The organism is Pseudomonas sp. MF6776 (assembly GCF_016613125.1).
Classification (GTDB): domain Bacteria; phylum Pseudomonadota; class Gammaproteobacteria; order Pseudomonadales; family Pseudomonadaceae; genus Aquipseudomonas; species Aquipseudomonas iridis.
Window position 1 is genome coordinate 19,934 of the sequence record NZ_JAENSQ010000010.1, and the last position, 20,064, is coordinate 39,997.

Here is a 20,064-nt window from a genome sequence, read left to right on the forward strand (position 1 = left end):
GAGGGAAAAACGCGTGCAAGAGTTAATCGAGTCGGTAGGACAACTTTCGGCTAAGCAAAGAAAGGCTCTGGCGGTTCTGCTCAAGCAGAAAGGCGTCAACCTCTTTGACATTGCCCCGGTTTTCAAGCGCACGGCTGAAGAGCCGCTGTTGCTATCCTACGCTCAGCAACGCCAGTGGTTTCTCTGGCAGTGGGCGCCGCACAGCGCGGCCTACAACATTCCGACGGCCCTGCGTTTGCAGGGGCCGCTGGATGTGACTGCGCTGGAGCGCAGCGTCCAGGCGCTGATCGAACGACACGAAACCCTGCGCACGGTGTTCACTCAGGAAACCGGGCAACCCTTGCAAGTGGTCCTGCCCGCAGGACCCTTTGCACTGGAGATCCATCAACTGAGCGCTGCGCTGGCGAACGACCCTGAGGCTTCAATTCAGGCGTTCGTGCAGACCCAGAGCCAGAAAACTTTCGACCTGGAGCACGGCCCGCTGTTGCGCGCGGCCTTGCTGCAAGTCACCCCGCATGATCATGTACTGGTGCTGACCCTGCACCACATCGTGTCCGATGGCTGGTCGCTGCAAGTGATGATCGAAGAGCTGGTGCAGCTTTACGCTGGCTTCAATCTCGGTCACGACGCCGGTCTGCCGGCCTTGCCGATTCAATACGCCGACTACGCCTTGTGGCAGCGGCAGTGGATGGAGGCCGGGGAGCAGGAGCGGCAACTGGCGTACTGGCAGGAGAAGCTGGGCGGCGAGCAACCGGTGCTGGAACTGCCGATGGATCGCCCGCGCTCCATCGAGCAAAGCTTCGCCGGCGCCAGCCATAACCTGATTCTCGACCCGACGCTGAGCAACGCGCTCAAGGCCTTTGCGCGCAAGGAAAACGTCACGCTGTTCGTCTTGCTGCTGGCCTCGTTCCAGGCTTTGTTGCACCGTTACAGCGGGCAGCCCGACATTCGTGTCGGTGTGCCAGTGGCCAACCGTGGGCGGGTGGAAATCGAGCGTCTGATCGGCTTCTTCGTCAACACTCAGGTGCTCAAGGCCGACATCGACGGGCAACTGCCGTTTGTCGATCTGCTGCGTCAGGTCAAGCAAACCGCGCAGCAAGCGCAAGCCCATCAGGACTTGCCGTTCGAGCAACTGGTCGAAGCGCTGGAGCCGGGCCGCAGCTTGAGCCACAGTCCTTTGTTCCAGGTGATGTTCAACCACCAGGCCGAACGCCGCGCGAGCGTCGAGACGCGTCTGAACGGCCTGAGCATTGAGCCACTGGAATGGCAGAGCCAGACCGCGCAATTCGACCTGACCCTCAACACCACCGAACAGGCGCATGGCATCGAAGCCGTGCTCAAGTACGCCACCGATCTGTTCGACGCGGCAACCATCGAGCGTCTGGCGCAACACTGGACCGCACTGTTGCAGGCCATCGTCGCCGAGCCGACGCAGCGCATCGGCCAGTTGCCGATGCTCGATGGCAGCCAGCAGCAACAATTGCTCGCACAGTGGAACCCGGCGTTGGTCGAGCAAACGGTCGAGCAATGCATTCACCAAACCATCGAAGCCCAGGCCGAACGTCATCCCGATGCGGTGGCCGTAACCTGCGACGGGCAACGCCTGACCTACGCAGAACTCAATCGCCGCGCCAACCAGTGGGCGCATGTGCTGATCGAGCGTGGCGTCGGCCCGGACGTACGCGTCGGTGTCGCCGTTGAGCGTTCGCTGGACATGATCGTCGCCATCCTCGCGGTGCTCAAGGCCGGAGGCGCCTATGTGCCGCTGGACCCGGGTTACCCGGATGATCGCCTGAGCCACATGATCGAAGACAGCGGCATCGAGTTGCTGCTGACCCAAGAGCATCTGCTGGCGCAATTGCCGGTTCCGCAGGGGCTGGCGTGCCTCGATCTGAATCAAACGCCAGAACATGGCAACGACACCAACCCGGTGTGCCTGACTACGCCGGACAATCTGGCCTACGTCATTTACACCTCCGGCTCCACCGGCAAACCGAAGGGCGCGCTGCTGCCGCACAGCAACGTCATGCGCCTGTTCAGCGCCACCGAACACTGGTTCGATTTCGGTCCACAGGACAGCTGGACACTGTTCCATTCCTACGCCTTCGATTTCTCGGTGTGGGAGATCTTCGGTGCGCTGCTCTATGGCGGCAAACTGGTGGTGGTGCCCCACGACGTCAGCCGCTCCCCGGAGGATTTCTACACTCTGCTGTGCGACGAAAATGTCACCGTCCTGAACCAGACGCCGTCGGCGTTCAAGCCGTTGATGCAGGTGGCCAGCGAGTCGACACGCGATAACGCGCTGCGTTATGTGGTGTTCGGTGGCGAGGCGCTGGAAGTGCAGAGCCTGCGTCCGTGGTTCGAGCGTTTTGGCGACTGTGCCCCCACGCTGGTCAACATGTACGGCATCACCGAAACCACCGTGCACGTGACTTACCGGCCGTTGTCGCTGGCCGACTTGCAGCATAGCCACAGCAGCCCGATCGGCGAACCGATTGTCGACCTGTCGTGGTACTTGCTCGACAACTCGCTGAACCTGGTGCCGCAAGGCTGCATCGGCGAGTTGTACATTGCCGGCGCCGGTCTGGCCCGTGGTTACCTGAACCAGGCGGGAATGACTGCTACGCGGTTCGTGCCGGATCCGTTCAATCCGCAGGCGGGTGAGCGTCTGTATCGCACCGGTGACCTCGCGCGGTTGCGCGGCGACGGTGTGATCGAATACATCGGCCGTATCGACCATCAGGTGAAGATTCGCGGCTTTCGTATCGAACTCGGGGAAATCGAAGCGCAACTGCTCAAGCACCCCGAAGTGCGCGAGGCGGTGGTGCTGGCGGTCGATGGCCTCAGCGGTCAGCAACTGGCGACCTGGATTGTCGCCAACGAGACGCTGGACGCCGAAGGGCAGGGCGCGCTGCGCGAATCGATCAAGGTTCACCTGCGCCAATCCCTGCCGGATTACATGGTTCCGGTCAGTTGGGCGTTCCTTGAACGTCTGCCGCTGACGGCCAATGGCAAACTCGATCGCAAGCAACTGCCACAGCCCGACGTCGCCCAGGTGCAGGAAGCGTACGCGGCACCGCGCAACGAACTCGAACAGCGTCTGGCCGAGATCTGGCAGGACGTGTTGAAGGTCGAGCGGGTCGGCCTCAACGACAACTTCTTTGAGCTGGGCGGCGACTCGATCATTTCGATTCAGGTGGTCAGCCGCGCCCGTCAGGCGGGCATTCGCTTCACCCCCAAGGACATTTTCCAGCACCAGACCGTGCAGCGTCTGGCCACCGTCGCGCAACAAAGCGATGCGGTGCAGACCCAGCAGGGCGAGGTACTGGGCGACGCGGTCCTGACGCCGATCCAGCATTACTTCTTCAACAGCGACATCCCGGTGCGGCATCACTGGAACCAGTCGATCCTGCTGACCCCGGCCACCGCGCTGCAAGCGGCACCGCTTGCGCAGGCGTTGCAGCATCTGCAGCGGCACCATGACGCCCTGCGCCTGCGTTATCGCCAATCCAGCGATGGCTGGCAACAGAGCCATGCGCCTGCGGAGCAAGCGCAAGCGTTGCTGCGCACCTTTACGCTGGACGACAGCGCGGCATTGCCGGCCTTGTGCCTGGACTTGCAACGCAGCCTCGATTTGCTCGATGGCCCGCTGATTCGCGCGGCACTGGTCGATTTGCCGGACGCCAGCCAGCGCTTGCTGCTGGTGATCCATCACCTGGTGGTCGATGGTGTGTCGTGGCGGATCCTGCTGGAAGATCTGCAAACCGCGTATCAACAACTGAGCACCCAGCAAGCCGTGCGTCTGCCGGCCAAGACCAGCGCGTTCAAGGAGTGGGGCAAGCGTCTGCAGGAGCATGCCCGCAGCGCTGAACTGGAAGGCGAACTGGATTACTGGCGCGGGCAGCTGCGCGATGTGTCGGTCGAACTGCCGCTGGACAACCCGCAGGGCCAGTTGAGCAACCGTTTCGAACGCAGTGTCGATACGCGTCTGGACGCCGAACGCACCCGTCAGTTGCTGCAGCAGGCGCCAGCGGTTTATCGCACCCAGGTCAACGACTTGTTGCTGACCGCGCTCGCCCGGGTCTTGTGCCAGTGGACCCACACCGACAGCGCACTGGTGCAGCTTGAGGGTCACGGTCGTGAAGACCTGTTCGACGACGTCGACCTGAGCCGCACGGTGGGTTGGTTCACCAGCATGTTCCCGGTGCGCCTGAGCCCCGAGGTCAATCTCGAAGCGTCGATCAAGGGCATCAAGGAGCAACTGCGCGCGATCCCCAATAAAGGCATCGGCTATGGCTTGCTCCGTCACTTGGGCAGCCCCGAGGCGCAAGCTTCCCTGAACCCATTGGCGCAACCGAAGGTGACGTTCAACTACCTCGGCCAGTTCGACAACAACTTCGACGTCGACGCCCTGTGGGTGCCGGCCACCGAAGACAAGGGCGCCGGCCAGGACGAAAACGCGCCGATGGCCAACTGGCTCACCATCGACGGTCGGGTCTATCAGGGCCAACTGAGCCTGACCTGGACCTACAGCAGCGATGTCTTTGAAGAGGCAACCATCAACGCGCTGGCCCGCGCGTATGAAGTGGCGCTGGGCGAGTTGATCGACCATTGCCTTAGCCACCCGAGCGGTGGTTTGACGCCGTCCGACGTGCCACTGGCGGGGTTGTCCCAAGCGCATCTGGACAGCCTGCCGATCGCTGCCCAGCGCATCGAGGACATTTATCCGCTGGCGCCAATGCAGCAGGGCATTCTGTTCCACAGCCTGTACGACGCCGATGCCAGCGCCTATGTCTATCAGATGCTGCTGGATATCGACGGCCTCGACGTGGCGCGCTTCCAGCAAGCCTGGCAGCGCGTAGTGGATCGCCATGAAGTGCTGCGCGCCGGTTTCATCTGGGGCCGCGACGGCCTCGATGCGCCGCTGCAAGTGATCAACCGGCAGTTGACTCTGGAAATGCCGGAAGTCGATGTGCGCGGTGTGACGGATCTGCCGGCCGTGCTCGAAGCGCGGGCGCAGGCCGACCGTGAGCGCGGTTTCGATCTGCAGAACCCGCCTCTGTTGCGCCTGTGCCTGCTACGTACTGCCGATGACCGTCATCGTCTGATTTTCACCTGCCACCACATCCTCATGGACGGCTGGAGCAACTCGCGGATGTTCGGCGAGGTATTGCAGGATTACGCCGGTCACCCGGTGCCGAGTGCACAGGGTCGTTACCGCGACTTCCTGGTCTGGCTGCAAGGTCAGGACAAGGCCGGCGCAGAGGATTTCTGGCGCGGGCAACTGGCTGAACTGGACGAGCCGACCCGTTTGGCCTCGGCCTGCCATGGGCGTACCGTGCCGGGGCCGGGCAAGCAAATGCATCGTCTGCATTTCGACGAAGTCTTTACTCAGCGCCTGAACAGTTTCTCCCGTCAGCAGCAAGTGACCCTCAACAGCCTGGTGCAAGCGGCGTGGTTGCTGGTGCTGCAACGCTACACCGGCCAGGCCACCGTAGCGTTTGGCGCAACCGTGTCCGGGCGCCCGGTGGATCTGCCGGGCATCGAGCAGCAACTGGGTCTTTTCATCAATACCTTGCCGGTGATCGCCAGCCCGCAGGCCACGGTCAGCGTCGGCGACTGGGTGCGCAGCGTACAGGACAAGAACCTGTTGCTGCGTGACTTCGAGCAGACGCCGTTGCAGGACATCCAGCGTCTGGCTCAGTTGAGTGGCGAGGCGCTGTTCGACACCTTGCTGGTGTTTGAAAACTACCCGGTGTCCGAAGCGCTGGAAGCCAACCCCGGTGGCCTGCGTTTCGCAGGTTTAGAGCACCGCGAGCAAACCAACTACGGTCTGACCCTGATCGCCGGGGCCAGCGACGTGTTGAATCTGGACTTCAATTACCTCACCGAACACTTTGCCGAACGCAGCGTGCAGGGGCTGGCGGCGCATATGCAAGAAGTGCTGCGTCAGTTCCTTGAGGCGCCGCAACGGCTGTTGGGCGAGATCGGCCTGCTGTCGGTCGCTGAACGCCAGACACTGGCGCAGTGGAACGACAATCACGCCACGTATCCGGCTGAACGTCTGATCCCGCAAAGCTTCGAAGCCCGCGTGCAAATGCATCCGCACGCACAGGCCCTGAGTCACGCCGGCGTGGGCCTGAGCTACGCCGAACTCAACCAGCGCGCTAACCAGTTGGCCCGTCATCTGCAGGTGCTCGGGGTCGGCCCCGAAATCCGCGTGGGCGTGGCGATGCCGCGTTCGGCGGAGCTGGTAATCGCCTTGATGGCGGTGCTCAAGGCCGGTGGCACCTATGTGCCGCTGGACCCGGATTATCCGGCTGATCGCGTGGCCTACATGCTCGAAGACAGCCAGGCAAAAGTCCTGCTGACGCAACAGTCGCTGCTGGCGCAATTGCCGCAGACCGAAGCCGAAGTGGTACTGGTCGAGGCGGGCGGTCAGGCGTTTGCCGAGTTGTCTTCGGACAATCTGCCAGCGCAGGGCGACTCCGCCAATCTGGCGTACGTGATCTACACCTCCGGTTCGACCGGCAAACCGAAAGGCGTGGCCATCGCTCATCGCAATGTGCAGGCGCTGATTCACTGGTCCGCCGATGTCTACAGCGAAGACGATCTGCAAGGTGTACTGGCCTCGACGTCGGTGTGTTTCGACCTGTCGGTGTGGGAGATTTTCGTCACCCTCGCGCGTGGCGGTTCGATTGTCATGGCGCGTAATGCGCTGGAGCTACCGGACTTGCCGGAGCGTGATCAGGTACGCCTGATCAACACCGTGCCGTCGGCGATTGCCGCACTGCAACGCATCGGGCAAATCCCGCCGGGCGTGCGCATCATCAACCTGGCGGGTGAGCCACTGAAGCAAAGTCTGGTCGACACGCTCTACCGCGAGACGGCAGTGGCGCACGTCTACGACCTGTACGGCCCGTCGGAAGACACCACGTATTCGACCTGCACCCGCCGTGAACTCGGTGGCCAAGCGAACATTGGCCGGCCGCTGGTCAACACCACGGCGTATATGCTCGACGGCCAATTGCAGCCAGCGCCGATTGGAGTGGCGGCCGAGCTGTATCTGGCCGGCGACGGCATCACCCGTGGCTATCTGTTCCGCCCGGGTCTGACCGCCGAACGTTTCGTGCCGAACCCGCTGTCGAAAACCGGCGAGCGCATGTATCGCACCGGCGACCTGACCCGCTTCACTGACGACGGCCGTATCGAATATGTCGGGCGCATCGACCATCAGGTGAAGGTGCGCGGGTTCCGCATCGAACTGGGCGAAATAGAAGCGCGGTTACTTGCCCATAACAGCGTGCGTGACGGTGTGGTGTTGGCGGTGGATGGCCACAGTGGTCAGCAACTGGTGGCGTATGTGGTGCCAAGTGATAGCGGCCTCAGTCTCAAAGAACAGGACGACTTGAGTGGAGCGCTACAGACCGCCCTCAAGGCGCATCTGCCGGACTACATGGTGCCTGCGCAGTGGTTGTTCCTTGAACAACTGCCGTTGACGCCGAATGGCAAACTCGATCGAAACGCGCTGCCGGCACCCGATGCCAGTCAGTCGCAGCGCGATTATGTGGCCCCGCGCACCGCGCTGGAACAGCAGATTGCCGGGATCTGGCAGGACATTCTGAAACTCGAACGGGTCGGCTTGACTGACAACTTCTTCACCCTGGGCGGCGATTCGATCATCTCCATTCAGGTGGTGAGCCGGGCGCGTCAGCAGGGAATCAGCTTTACACCCAAGGATCTGTTCCAGCAGCAGACCGTCCAGGGGCTGGCCACTGTCGCGCAGCTTGGCAAAGCCCTGACGCCAATCGATCAAGGCCCGGTGACAGGTGAGACACCATTGCTGCCAATTCAGCAATGGTTCTTCGAACAGCCCTTGCCGCAACGCCATCACTGGAATCAGTCGGTGCTGCTCAAACCGTTAAACCCTCTGGTGGCCGAGACGCTTGAACAGGCCTTGCACGCGCTGATCGATCATCACGACGGCCTGCGCCTGGGCTTTACACAAACGCCATGCAGCTGGTCGGCGAGCTATCGAAACGTGGAACAACAGCGCCTGTCACCGTTGTGGCAGGAAACGGTCAGCGATGCCGCCCACCTGGAACGCGTCGCCGAACAAGCCCAGCGCAGTCTGGATCTGCAACAAGGCCCGTTGTTGCGCGCGGTGTTGTTCGATTTGCCTGAGGGCGAACAGCGCTTGTTGTTGATCGTTCATCACTTGGTGGTCGACGGTGTGTCTTGGCGGATTCTGCTGGAGGACTTGCAGGGCAGCTACCGTCAGTTACTGGCCGGCGAATCGTTGGCATTGGCGGCCAAGACCACGTCCTTCAAGCATTGGGCGGAGCAATTAGAACGTCACGCCCGCAGTGAATCGCTGCTTGGGCAACTGCCTTACTGGCAGGCGCAGCGCTCGGACGGCGCGCCGCTACCGCAAGATAACCCTCAGGGCAGCCTGCAAAGCCGCCATGCCTTGACGCTTTACAGTCGCCTGAACGCAACCTTGACCCGACGACTGCTGCAACAAACCCCGGCGGCTTACCGCACACAGGTCAACGATCTGTTGCTGACGGCGCTGGCACGGGTGATCGCCCGCTGGAGCGAACAGTCGTCGGTGCTGATTCAGCTCGAAGGCCATGGTCGTGAAGATTTGTTCGACGGACTCGATCTGACCCGCACAGTCGGCTGGTTCACCAGCCTGTTCCCGGTCAAATTGACCCCGACTCAGGAGCTCGCCGGCTCGATCAAGCAAATCAAGGAGCAACTGCGCGCGATTCCGGATCGTGGCATTGGTTACGGTGTGCTGCGTTATCTGGGTGACGAGGCTTGCCAGGCATCGCTGCGGACCCTGCCGACACCGCGTATCACCTTCAACTACCTGGGGCAGTTTGACGGTAGCTTCGATAGCCAGAGCGGTGCCTTGTTTGTGCCGGTCGATGAGGTCAAGGGCGCAGAACACAGTAACGATGCGCTGCTGGGGAATTGGCTGACGCTCAATGGCCAAGTGTACGGCGGCGAGTTGAGTGTCGGCTGGTCATTCAGCACGCAGATGTTCAACGCCTCGACCATCGGACACCTGGCCGAGGAGTACGCCCGGGAGCTGGAGCTGCTGATCGAGCATTGCTGCCAATCGGACAGTCACGGCGTCACGCCTTCGGACTTCCCGCTGGCGCAGCTGGATCAGGCCCGACTGGACGCCTTGCCGATAGCCCCGTCCCGGATCGAAGACATTTATCCGCTGTCGCCGATGCAAGAGGGCATGCTGTTCCATACCTTGTCGGACAATGGTTCGAGCCTGTACGTCAATCAGATCAGTTTGCCGGTGGGCGGTCTGGATGTTGAGCGTTTTCGCAAGGCCTGGGAGGCGGTCATCGAGCGTCAGGCCATCCTGCGCACCAGCTTCCATTGGCACGATGGCTTGGCCAAACCGCTGCAAGTTGTCCAGCGTCAGGCGGCGCTCGATTTGCAGGTGCTCGACTGGCGCGATCGTGACGCCAGCGAGGCGGACATTGCCGCGCGGGCCGCCGAGGACCGTGCGCGAGGCTTCGAGCTGACCCATGCGCCACTGCAGCGAGTGTTGTTGATTCGCAGCACAGAAGATCAGTATCAGATGGTCTGGACCAGTCACCATATCCTGATGGACGGCTGGAGCAGCTCGCGGCTGTTTGGTGAGGTGATCCAGCACTACGCCAAGGGTGAAATCAGCGCTGAGAATGGTCGCTACCGCGACTTTATCGCCTGGTTGCAAGCCCAGGACCAAGCCGCCCGGGAGCTGTTCTGGAAAGCCCGGCTGGCCCCGGTCAACGAGGCGACGGCGTTGAGCCAGGCCATCCATCCACGGCATGTGTCCGATGAACCCGGCCACAACGCCATTTACTCGCGTTGGGACATGCAACAGACCGGTCGTCTGCTTCAGTTCTGTCGCGATCTGCGGATTACGCCGAACACGCTGATCCAGGGCGCATGGTTGCTGCTGTTGCAGCGCTACACCGGGAAAAACACCGTGACCTTTGGTGCCACGGTGTCCGGGCGTCCCGAGAGTTTGCCCAATGTCGGCAACATGCTGGGTCTGTTCATCAACACCTTGCCGATCATTCAGACGCTGGAACCGGATCAGCCTCTGGCAGACTGGCTGAACCGGATCCAGGCCTACAACCTGGATATACGCGACCATTCCCAGGTTCCGCTGGCAGACGTGCAACGCTGGTCCGGCCTGGGCGGGCAGGCGCTGTTCGACAGCATCATCGTGTTCGAGAACTACCCGATCGATGATCGCCTGCAAGAAGACAACGATACCGGCCTGAGCTTCGGCAAATCCATCGGACATGACGTGACGAACGTGCCGATGGACCTGGCGGTGATGCTCGGCGACGAACTGTCGATTGAATACCTGTACCTGCGCAGCCACTTCAGTGCCGAGGCGGTGGAAGGCATTCGCCTGACCCTGGAAAACACCCTTGAGGCGATGATGCGCGCGCCTTACGAACGCCTGGGTAACCTGCAGCGTCTGTCGCTTGAACAATGGCAGGCGATGCAAACCTGGAGCGCCGAACCGGCGGCGGAGCACCAATCGCAGCTGTTGCCGGAGCTGATCAGCCGACACGCACTGAGTCAGCCCGAGGCCATTGCGGTGCAATGCGCCGGGCTGAGCCTGAGCTACGGCGAGCTGGAACGACGGGCCAACCGTCTGGCCCATTGCTTGATCGAGCATGGCGCGGGGCCGGAAGTAGTGATCGGCGTGGCACTGCCGCGCTCACTGGAAATGGTCGTCAGCTTCCTCGCTGTGCTCAAAAGCGGCGCAGCGTATGTGCCGCTCGACATCGATTACCCGCCAGAGCGTCTGGCGTACATGATCGAAGATTCCGGTATGGCGTTGCTGCTGACCCAGAGCAGCCTGCGGGCGACGTTGCCGGCGCCCGAGGGCCTGTTGCGCCTTGAGCTGGATCACCTCGACGAATCCCGCTATGGCGATGAGGCGCCGGTGCGTCGCGTGCTGGAGCAAGGGCTGGCCTATCTGGTTTACACCTCGGGTTCCACCGGACGACCAAAAGGCGTGGCGGTTACTCAGGGACCACTGAGCATGCACTGTCAGGCCATCGCCAAACTGTATGAAATGGACAGCCGCAGTTGCGAGCTGCACTTCATGTCGTTCGCCTTCGACGGTGCTCATGAGCGCTGGTTGAGTACGCTGTACAGCGGCGGCCGGTTGGTGGTACGCGACGGTTGCCTGTGGACTCCGGAGCAGACCTATCAGGCGTTGCACGAGTACGGCGTGACCATCGCCTGCTTCCCGCCGGCTTACCTCAAGCAACTGGCCGAGTACGCCGCCGCCAGCGCAATTGCACCGCCACCGGTGCGCATCTATTGCTTCGGCGGCGATGCGGTGCCGGACCAGACTTTCGAACAGGTCAAGGCGGCGCTGCGTCCCGAGTACTTCACCAACGGCTACGGGCCGACGGAAACCGTGGTCACGCCGATGCTGTGGAAAGTGCCGGTGAGCCAACAGTGTGAAGCAGCCTATGCGCCGATCGGCCGGGCAGTGGGTGCGCGTTCGCTGTATGTGCTGGATGAAGAACTGAATCCGCTGCCGCCAGGTTTTGCCGGCGAGTTGTACATCGGTGGCTACGGGGTTGCCCGTGGTTATCATGGCCGGCCAGACCTGACCTGCGAACGCTTCGTGCCCAATCCGTTTGCCAGCGGCGAGCGGCTGTACCGCACCGGCGATCTGGTGCGTTTGCGCCAGGACGGCGTGGTCGATTACGTCGGTCGTATCGACCATCAGGTCAAAGTGCGCGGGTTCCGTATCGAGCTCGGTGAAGTCGAGGCCAGCCTGCGGCAACTGGCGCAGGTCAACGACGCGTTGGTGATCGCCCGGGACAGTGTCTCTGGCAAGCAACTGATCGGTTATGTGGTCACCGACGCCGGCCAGCAACTGGGTGAAGAACTCAAGGCCGGTCTGCGCAGCACCTTGCCGGAATACATGGTGCCGGCGCAGATCGTTTGCCTCAGTGCCTTCCCGATCACCCCCAATGGCAAGCTCGACCGCAAGGCATTGCCCGAGCCGGAATTCAAAAGCGAGGAATACGTCGCCCCGCGCAATCAGCAGGAAGAATTACTGGCGCAGATCTGGTCGCAGGTGTTGCAGGTGGAGCCGGTCGGTATCAGCGACAACTTCTTCGAACTGGGCGGCGACTCGATCCTGAGTCTGCAAGTGATTTCCCGGGTCAGGAACCACCCGACCCTGCAGATGGACCTCAAGCTGCGCGATCTGATGCGTTATCAGACCATTGCTGGCATCGTCGAGCAGGACGTGGTGAAGGCCGCCACCGCGCAACCGTCGGTGGACCTCACCCATGTGGCCAGTGAAGGGTTGTTCAATCTGCTGCCGATTCAGGAGTGGTTTTTTGCCGAACGCATGGCCGAGTCTCATCACTACAACCAGTCGTTTTTGCTGAGTGCGCGTCAGACTCTGGATCTGGATGCCCTGGAACAGGCGCTGGGCTGGATCGAAAACCATCACGACACCTTGCGCCTGCGCTTCTGTCAGGAAGGCGGGCGCTGGTTGCAGCGCTATGCCGCACCAACCGAGCGCCGCGAGACGTTGCTGTGGCGCCGTGAAGTCGAGAGCAGCGAGCAGGTCGAGGCCTTGGCGAACCTGACTCAGCGCAGCCTCAAACTCGATGATGGACCGGCTTGGCGTGTGGTGCACATCGCTTTGCCGGACGGCCAGGCGCGGCTGTTGATGGTTATCCACCATCTGGTGGTCGACACCGTGTCGTGGCGGATTTTGCTCGACGACTTGAAGGTCGCCTACGAGGCTTGCGTGATCGGCATCGAACCGCAATTGCCGATCCGTACCAGCAGCTATCGCGCATTTGCCGAAGCCCTGCAGGCGCAGGCGCCGATTATTGCCGAGCAGGAATTGGGTTACTGGCTGGAGCAATTGGATCAGCCGGGTATCGACCTGCCATGCGACAACCGTCGCGGCAAGAATCAGGTGCGTCACCAGGCTCAGGCGCGACTCAAGTTGTCCCGCGAGCACACCGGGCAATTGCTCAAACAGGCGCCGGCGGTCTATCGCACGCAGATCAACGATCTGCTGCTGTCGGCCCTGAGTCGGGCATTGTGTCGCTGGAGCGAACAGCCATCGGCGCTGATTCTGCTGGAAGGGCACGGCCGCGAGGACCTGTTCGAGAATATCGATCTGAGCCGCAGTTTGGGCTGGTTCACCAGCATGTTCCCGGTCCGGCTCACTCCCGACAGCGCGGACATCGGTGCGTCGATCATCAACGTGCAGGCGCAGTTGGCGGCCATCCCGCAGAAGGGCATCGGCTACGGCGTGTTGCGTCACTTGGCCGGCCCGCAACTGGCCCGCCAATTGGCCGACCTGCCGCAGGCACGAGTGACGTTCAACTATCTGGGGCAGTTCGACCAGAGCTTCGACGAGCAAGCCTTGCTGGTGCCGGCGCTGGAAGAAACCGGCGACAACTATAGTCTGCAGGCCAATCTGGGCAACTGGCTGGAGGTTGTCGGCCAGGTGTACGACGGTCAGTTGGCGCTGCGTTGCATCTACAGCACCCAGCGTTATCGGGCCAGCACCATGGAGTCGTTCATGCAGGATTATCAGCGCGAGCTTGAGGCGTTGATCGAGCATTGCATGGCGCGGGTGGGCTGAGAACCGGGGTTTTAATCATTGCTGGGGGGCGTTGCTCAGGCGCGTCCCTTTTTTACAGACATAAGGATTTTTTCGATGTCGTTACACCCTGATCTGGAAGCGTTCCTCGACCTGGCGCAAGACGGCCAGGACGCAGGCCAGCCGGCGTTGCATCAACTGACCCCGGCAGAGGCCCGGGCGATCTTCGAACAAACCACGGCGCAATTGCGCTGGAATGCTCCTCAGGATATTGACGTGCTGGAGGTCAACACCACGGCGCGGGACGGTGCGCCGCTGGCGTTGCGTTTATATCGCCCGAGCGCAGCGACGGCACTGATGCCGGTAATGGTGTATTTCCATGGCGGTGGTTTTGTCGTGGGCAGCCTGGATTCCCATGACGGAGTCTGCCGCGAATTCTGCCGGCGTACGCCGTGCGCGGTGTTGTCGGTAGGCTATCGACTGGCGCCGGAGCACCGCTTCCCGACAGCGCTGGAGGACGGTGAAGACGCTTTGTCCTGGCTGGCGGAGCAGGCGCTGGCCTTGGGACTGGATGCCGGTCGAGTCGCGTTCGGTGGTGATAGCGCCGGCGGCACATTGGCGACGGTGCTGGCCTTGCAAGCGGTGGTTCAGCCACGGACTGTGGCCATCGTCCCCAAGGTGCAACTGCTGTGTTATCCGGTCACTGATGCCTCGCGCACTCACGATTCGCGCTTGTTGTTCAGTGAAGGGTATTTGCTGGAGAACGATACGCTGGACTGGTTTTACCAGCACTACGCCCGCAGCCCCGAAGACCTGCTGGACTGGCGCTTCTCACCGTTGCTGGCCGAAGACCTGCGCGGTGTGGCGCCGGCGATTGTGCTGCTGGCCGGGTTTGATCCGTTGCTCGATGAAGGCCAGGCCTATGTCGATAAATTGCGCGCGCAGGGGGGGAATGTTGAACTCGAACATTGTTCGGGCCTGACCCATGACTTGCTCAGGCTGGTCTCGGTCATGCCGGAGGTGCTGAGCGTGTATGAAAGCCTGAGTCGGGCGTTGAGTCGCCATTTGGGTTGAACATTGATCGTTCCCGCGCTCTTCGTGGGAATGCAGCTTCTTACCTTGTACGCAAAAAAACGCCCCGCAATTGCGGGGCGTTTTCATTGGCGCTGCAGAATCAGAAGTCAGCCTTGACCGACATCACGAAGTTGCGCGGTTCACCGTAGAAGTTACCCCAGCCTTCGGTACCGACCGTAGCGTAATAGCGCTTGTCGAACAGGTTGTTGCCGTTCAGTGCCACGGACCAGGTGTCGTCGATGCGGTAGCCGACACGACCGTTCCAGACCGCATAGCCCGCCTGGCTGATATCGTTGCCGCTGCTCGGCGAGACACGGTAGTTGCTGCTTTGGGCGTTGACGCCTGCACCGACGGTAACGCGCTCCAGCGGACCGCTGAGGGCGTAGTCGCCCCATACGCGCAGCAGGTGGCGCGGCACGTACGAGTTGTACACCACACCGTCCAGACTGGCGTCCGCGTCTTCCAGCACCTTGGTCTGGGTGTAGGTGTAGCCGGCCAGCAATTGCAGGCGGTCAATGACTTCACCGCTGACTTCTGCTTCGAAGCCTTGGGCGCGCACTTTGCCGGAGTTCAGTGAGCAGGTGCTGTCCGGGCAGGCCGGGTCATCCTGGGCTGCGTCTTTCTGAACGGTGCGGAACAGGTTGAAGGAGCTGTTCAGGCGACCGTCGAACCATTCACCCTTGATCCCCAGTTCATAGCTTTGACCGATCAATGGCTTGAGGGTCGAACCGTTAATGGTCTTGTAGTTGCCTTGCGGGGTGAAGATATCCGCGTAGCTGGTGTAAACGGTCAGGTTGTCGTTGATGTCGAACAACAGCGCGGCGAACGGAGTGACTTGCCCGGTTTCCTTGGCCTGGGAACTGGTCGGTGTGCCTTCGCCGCGCCAGTACGAGACAGAGTCGGTTTCGGACTTGTACCAGCTGACGCGGCTGCCCAGGACGAAGGTCAGCGGATCGGCCAGTTTCAGGCGTGCCGTGGAGTAGGCGCCGTATTGCTTGATTCGCATGTCCACCGGACCTCCCCGGGTGGCGTTGGCCAGGTAGTAACTTTGATCTGGCTGGGGCAGGTGGTGGTTGGGGTTCAGCACATCCTGAGTTTGAGGCAGGAGTGCCACGGCGTAGAAATCATCCTTGTGGGAGCGGCTGGCGTTGGCGCCGACGACCAGCTCGTGCTCTTGGCCGAATGCGTCGAACTTGCCGTCCACATAAGCATCGAGGCCGTAGTCGACCTGATCGTAGTCAAAGGTGCTGCCGATCATCAGGGTATTGGTGCTGGTGGCGCCAACCGGTACCGAACCGCTCGGGAAGGCGTATTCCATGTCCTGAGTGTTTTTCGAGTAGACACCCGCAACCTTCAGCGCCCAGTTGTCGTTGAATTCGTGCTTCAGGTCGCCAAAGTAAGTGGCCCGCTTGCTCCGCTGGTTGTTCCAGGCGGTGTTCAGGCATGTGGAGCGAGAGAGCTTCAGGTCACTGCCATCGGCGTAACGCGGCAAGCCGCCCCAGCACGGCGTGGCATCGACGTCTTCATAGGCCATGCCCAGACCCAGGGTGGTGTAGTCGCTCAGGTCAAAGTCCAGCGCGCCGTAGTAGATTTGGTCCCTTCGTTCGCCCACGTCGTAGAAATACTGACGGGTCTGTTGAGTGACCACGGCGCGACCACGGATGGTGCCGGCGTCGTTCAGCGGGCCGCCAGTATCGACCTGGCCGCGATAGTTGTCCCAGGTGCCGGCAGATAACGACAGTTGCGTGTGCGGGGTGTCCTGGCCGCGTTTACGCACGAAGTTCACTCCACCTGCGGTGCCCCCGGCGCCCTTCATCATCCCGGCTGCGCCGCGCAACACTTCGACCCGATCATAGATCGCCATATCGCTACTGAAGGCATCGGCCTGCACGTAGCTGCTGCCGATGTCCAGCGGCACGCCGTCGTACTGGTACTGGCCAGTCATGCGGAAACCGCGGGAGTAGAAATACTTGCCGCCCATTGGCGAGTCGTAAACGGTGATGCCCGGCGTCTTTTCCATCACCTGTTCGATGGTGTTGAGGTTCTGGTCGTCGAGCATTTTGCGGGTCATCACCGTGACCGATTGCGGTGTTTCCTTCAGCGAGTGCACACCCTTGCCGATGGTCACTCCGCCTGTCGTGTAGGAGTTGCTGCCCTCGGTGGTGGCGGTCAGGTGCTGGGCGTTGACGTTGGTCGGTGCCAACTCCATTGCATCACCTGTGGTCGGGCCGAGTACCGTGACGGTATTGCCGTCGCGCTGATAGCTGATGCCAGTGCCCTTGAGGATGGCTTTGAGTGAGTCGTCATCCTGATACCGGCCGCTGAGCGGGCTGGAGCGCAGACCTTGCAGGTTTTCCGGGCTGTAGATGATCTGCAGGCTGGTCTGCTGGCCCAGCGCCTGGAGCGCCTGCGCCAGTGGCTGAGCCGGAATGTTCAGGGTCCATTCCTGCGCCTGGACGTAAGGGGCGGCAGCGACAGTCAGTGCCAGACCCAGACCGGTGCTGGCCAGTCGGGAGCGTGTGGCGCCGTGCATCAGCAGGGCTCGAGTCAGAGGGCGAAGCATGAAACGGGATGCGGACATGAGGTTAAGACCTTGGCAGGTATAGTTGTTAATGGTTCTTATTCATCTCATTAAGACGAGGAAGCCGCGGCAAACCGGAAAATTATTTTTTCCAGCCTGGCCACGGCCTCTTCAATCAAGCAGTTTGCAGTTCGCTTTTGACCTTGCCGGCCTCCATGCGCACAAGCTGATCGGCAACGTCGAAGTAACGGTCATCATGGGAAATCACGATGATGGTTTTGCCCAGACGTTTCAGGTCGGGCAACAGTTCGGTGTAGAAAATGCGCCGGAACGTCGGATCCTGATCCGCCGCCCATTCATCGAACACCAGCACCGGACGCTCTTCGAGCCAAGCGTTGACCAGCGCCAGTCGCTTGCGTTGGCCGGTGGACAAATCGGTGGTGCTGAAGGCGCCGTCGCGCACGCTGACCTTGTGCGCAATCTCCAGACGCTCCAGGTAGCGCGTGGCGTCCTGCGGGACTTCGCGGTCGCCCTGAATCAGATCATCGAACAGGTAATAGTCGGCAAAGATGGTGGTGAAGTTCTGTCGGTAATCATCGCGGTTGAGCGCGGTGATCGGTTGATCGTTGACGCGTATTTCGCCCTCGGTCGGTGCATAGAGGCCCAGCAACAGTTTGATCAACGTGGTTTTGCCACAACCGTTTTCGCCGACAATGAACACGATGTCACCCTGTTCGATGCGCAGGTTGACTGGCCCCAGACGGAACGGTTCGCTGCCTTCCACTGGAGGGAAGGCGTAGCGCACATTGTTCAGTTCCAGACTGTTGACGACACCGGGTTTCTTGCCGTGATCCTCCAGCAACAGATGCGGCTCGGGCGAGGAAAACTGCTCGCTCAGCTCGGCGATGCGGCGGAAGGCAATTTGTGCGCGGCTGATGATCGGCAAGGTGCTGACCAGATGTTCCAGCGGCCCCTTCATGTACAGCAGCACCAGGACAAAACCGCTCATCACCGCTTTATCGCCGCTAGGCCAGAAGGATTGCATGGCCAGCGCCAGGCCGATCACCACGAAGAACAGCATCGAACCGAACGACTTGGCGATGACGAAGGTGTTGATCGATTTGATCTGGGTGTCGCAGATTTTTTCTGCGGTTTTCTGAATTCCGGCGACAAACATGCGCTGACGCCGTGGACGATGAATGCGCAGTTCCTTGGCACCCTCGGCAATCGCGTTGTAGTGCTTTTGCAGTTCATCTTCGCAATCACGGGCGGCGTAGAAACCGCGCATGCCCTTGGCCCGGGCAATCGCCTGAATGGTCGTGCCGATGGCGATGGCCACCAGCATCATCAAAAACATCGGCCACGACAGCATTGCCAGATAACCGAGGCAGCCGAGGGTGACGGTCATCGAAATCGCCAACGGCGCAAAGGCGAAGGCGAAGTCACTGATGGTGTCGACGTCGTGAGTCAATACCGGGATCAGGCGATGGCTGCGATAGCGTTCGATCTGGTCGATCGGCGCCGACAGCACTTTTTCCCCCAGTTCCTTGCGCAGCTTGGCAATGATGTGTTGGCCGACATAGTTGGTGCCGATGTCGGACAGAATCGTCGTCAGCAGCGCCAGTGCACACAGACCGGCGAAGATCATGACTACGGTGCGGGTCAGGCCGTCGTCGGAGTGCAGGGCATTGTTGATGGTCGCCAGCAGCACAGTGACACTCAGGCCGCCGATCATGCCAAGCACGATGGACGCAGAGACGATCAGGCGGAAGGGCTTGAGCAGGGCGAACAATTCGTTGATCGCCCCACGCGTAGGCTTGGTCATGGAGGATTCCTGCTTCGATGCGGAGGGAGTGCCGGTACTTAAGGAAAACGAATGGTCACGGACTTTCTTTAAACGACCGCAGGTGGGCTGCGGTCGCGTGAGGCGGGATCAGAGGTCGCGCACTACTCGAAACCCGAGCCAGTCGCCCTTGCTGGTTGGCCAGCTGCTGTTGCGGTTGCCGGAACGGGAGAAAACCGGCGCTTCGCCCCAGTCGTTACCGCGCATGACCTGGCGCTCGCAATTTTCCTGCGTCCATGGGCTACCGTCGCTCGGTACGTCGGAATAATCCTTGTGATAACAGTCGGCGGTCCATTCGTAGACGTTGCCGTGGGCGTCATAAACGCCAAACGCGTTGGCCGGGAAGGTGCCGGCCGGTGAGGTGAAGTTGTAGCCGTCGGCGGCGCCATAGGTGTTGGCGTGTTTGGAGATCTGGTAGTTGTTGCCTTCATCGAACGGGAACGGGAAGGGCCCGGTGCTGCCACCACGTGCGGCGTATTCGCGGATCGATTCGCTCTGCAGGCGATAAGCGTTGCCGGTCTTCTTCGACAGCCAGTCGATGTAGCCTTGGGCTTCAGCGACGTTCATACACACGGCCGGATCGCGCGCCGTCTGTTTGAATTCGGGTTTGCCGGCCGTGCAGCGACGACCCGGACGATCATCGAAGTCATAAGGTTTGTTGCCGGTTTCGCGCACATACGCGTCCCATTCGCCCACCAGCACCTGGAAGCGGCTGATGGCGAACGGTTTGCTGAAGGTCACTTCGTGGCGTGGGCCTTCGTCCGGTTCGCGACCGACTTCGTCGTCCGGGGTGCCCATGATGTAACTGCCGGTCGGCAACACCACCATTTCCGGGCAGTCCTTGCAGTCTTTGAACACTTTTCCGGGTGCCGGCGGGGTGGCAGCTTGAGCGGCGCCGGGCAACAGGCCGGCGCACAGCGCAGTCAGAGCCAGGGCGGGGAGCGCCTTGAAAGTGAAGCGGGTGTGAGGCTTTTTCATGAGTCGTCTCTGTGAAAG

5 protein-coding genes are annotated in these 20,064 nt (G+C 61.3%); 2 read left to right on the forward strand and 3 right to left on the reverse strand.

Annotated features, from left to right (window positions below):
• Positions 1–13 precede the first annotated feature (13 nt).
• Both JJD74_RS13470 and JJD74_RS13475 read left to right on the forward strand, forming a co-directional pair.
• A complete protein-coding gene (locus JJD74_RS13470) occupies positions 14–13,672 on the forward strand; it encodes a non-ribosomal peptide synthase/polyketide synthase (RefSeq protein WP_200614600.1) in 13,659 nt (4,552 codons plus the stop codon).
• A 75-nt stretch (positions 13,673–13,747) separates the two neighbouring features.
• Complete coding sequence (locus JJD74_RS13475) at positions 13,748–14,704, forward strand: alpha/beta hydrolase (RefSeq protein WP_047300424.1); 957 nt, start codon at positions 13,748–13,750, stop codon at positions 14,702–14,704.
• 100 nt (positions 14,705–14,804) lie between these two features.
• On the opposite strand, the gene JJD74_RS13480 is transcribed toward JJD74_RS13475, so the two are convergent.
• From JJD74_RS13480 to pvdO, 3 genes are all read right to left on the reverse strand, one after another.
• Positions 14,805–17,285 (reverse strand): TonB-dependent siderophore receptor, encoded by a 2,481-nt coding sequence (locus JJD74_RS13480; RefSeq protein WP_200614603.1) that lies wholly within the window; start codon positions 17,283–17,285, stop codon positions 14,805–14,807.
• A 115-nt stretch (positions 17,286–17,400) separates the two neighbouring features.
• Positions 17,401–19,050, reverse strand: a complete 1,650-nt coding sequence (locus JJD74_RS13485; protein ID WP_200614605.1) for a cyclic peptide export ABC transporter — start codon at positions 19,048–19,050, stop codon at positions 17,401–17,403.
• A gap of 108 nt (positions 19,051–19,158) precedes the next feature.
• Positions 19,159–20,046, reverse strand: a complete 888-nt coding sequence (gene pvdO / locus JJD74_RS13490) for a dihydropyoverdine dehydrogenase (protein WP_200614608.1) — start codon at positions 20,044–20,046, stop codon at positions 19,159–19,161.
• Positions 20,047–20,064 lie beyond the last annotated feature (18 nt).

Bases quoted from the DNA above. Each gene is read 5' to 3' on its own strand.
- JJD74_RS13475 (WP_047300424.1), top strand. From the start codon at position 13,748: ATGTCGTTACACCCTGATCTGGAAGCGTTCCTCGACCTGGCGCAAGAC.
- JJD74_RS13480 (WP_200614603.1), bottom strand. From the start codon at position 17,285: ATGTCCGCATCCCGTTTCATGCTTCGCCCTCTGACTCGAGCCCTGCTG.
- JJD74_RS13485 (WP_200614605.1), bottom strand. From the start codon at position 19,050: ATGACCAAGCCTACGCGTGGGGCGATCAACGAATTGTTCGCCCTGCTC.
- pvdO (WP_200614608.1), bottom strand. From the start codon at position 20,046: ATGAAAAAGCCTCACACCCGCTTCACTTTCAAGGCGCTCCCCGCCCTG.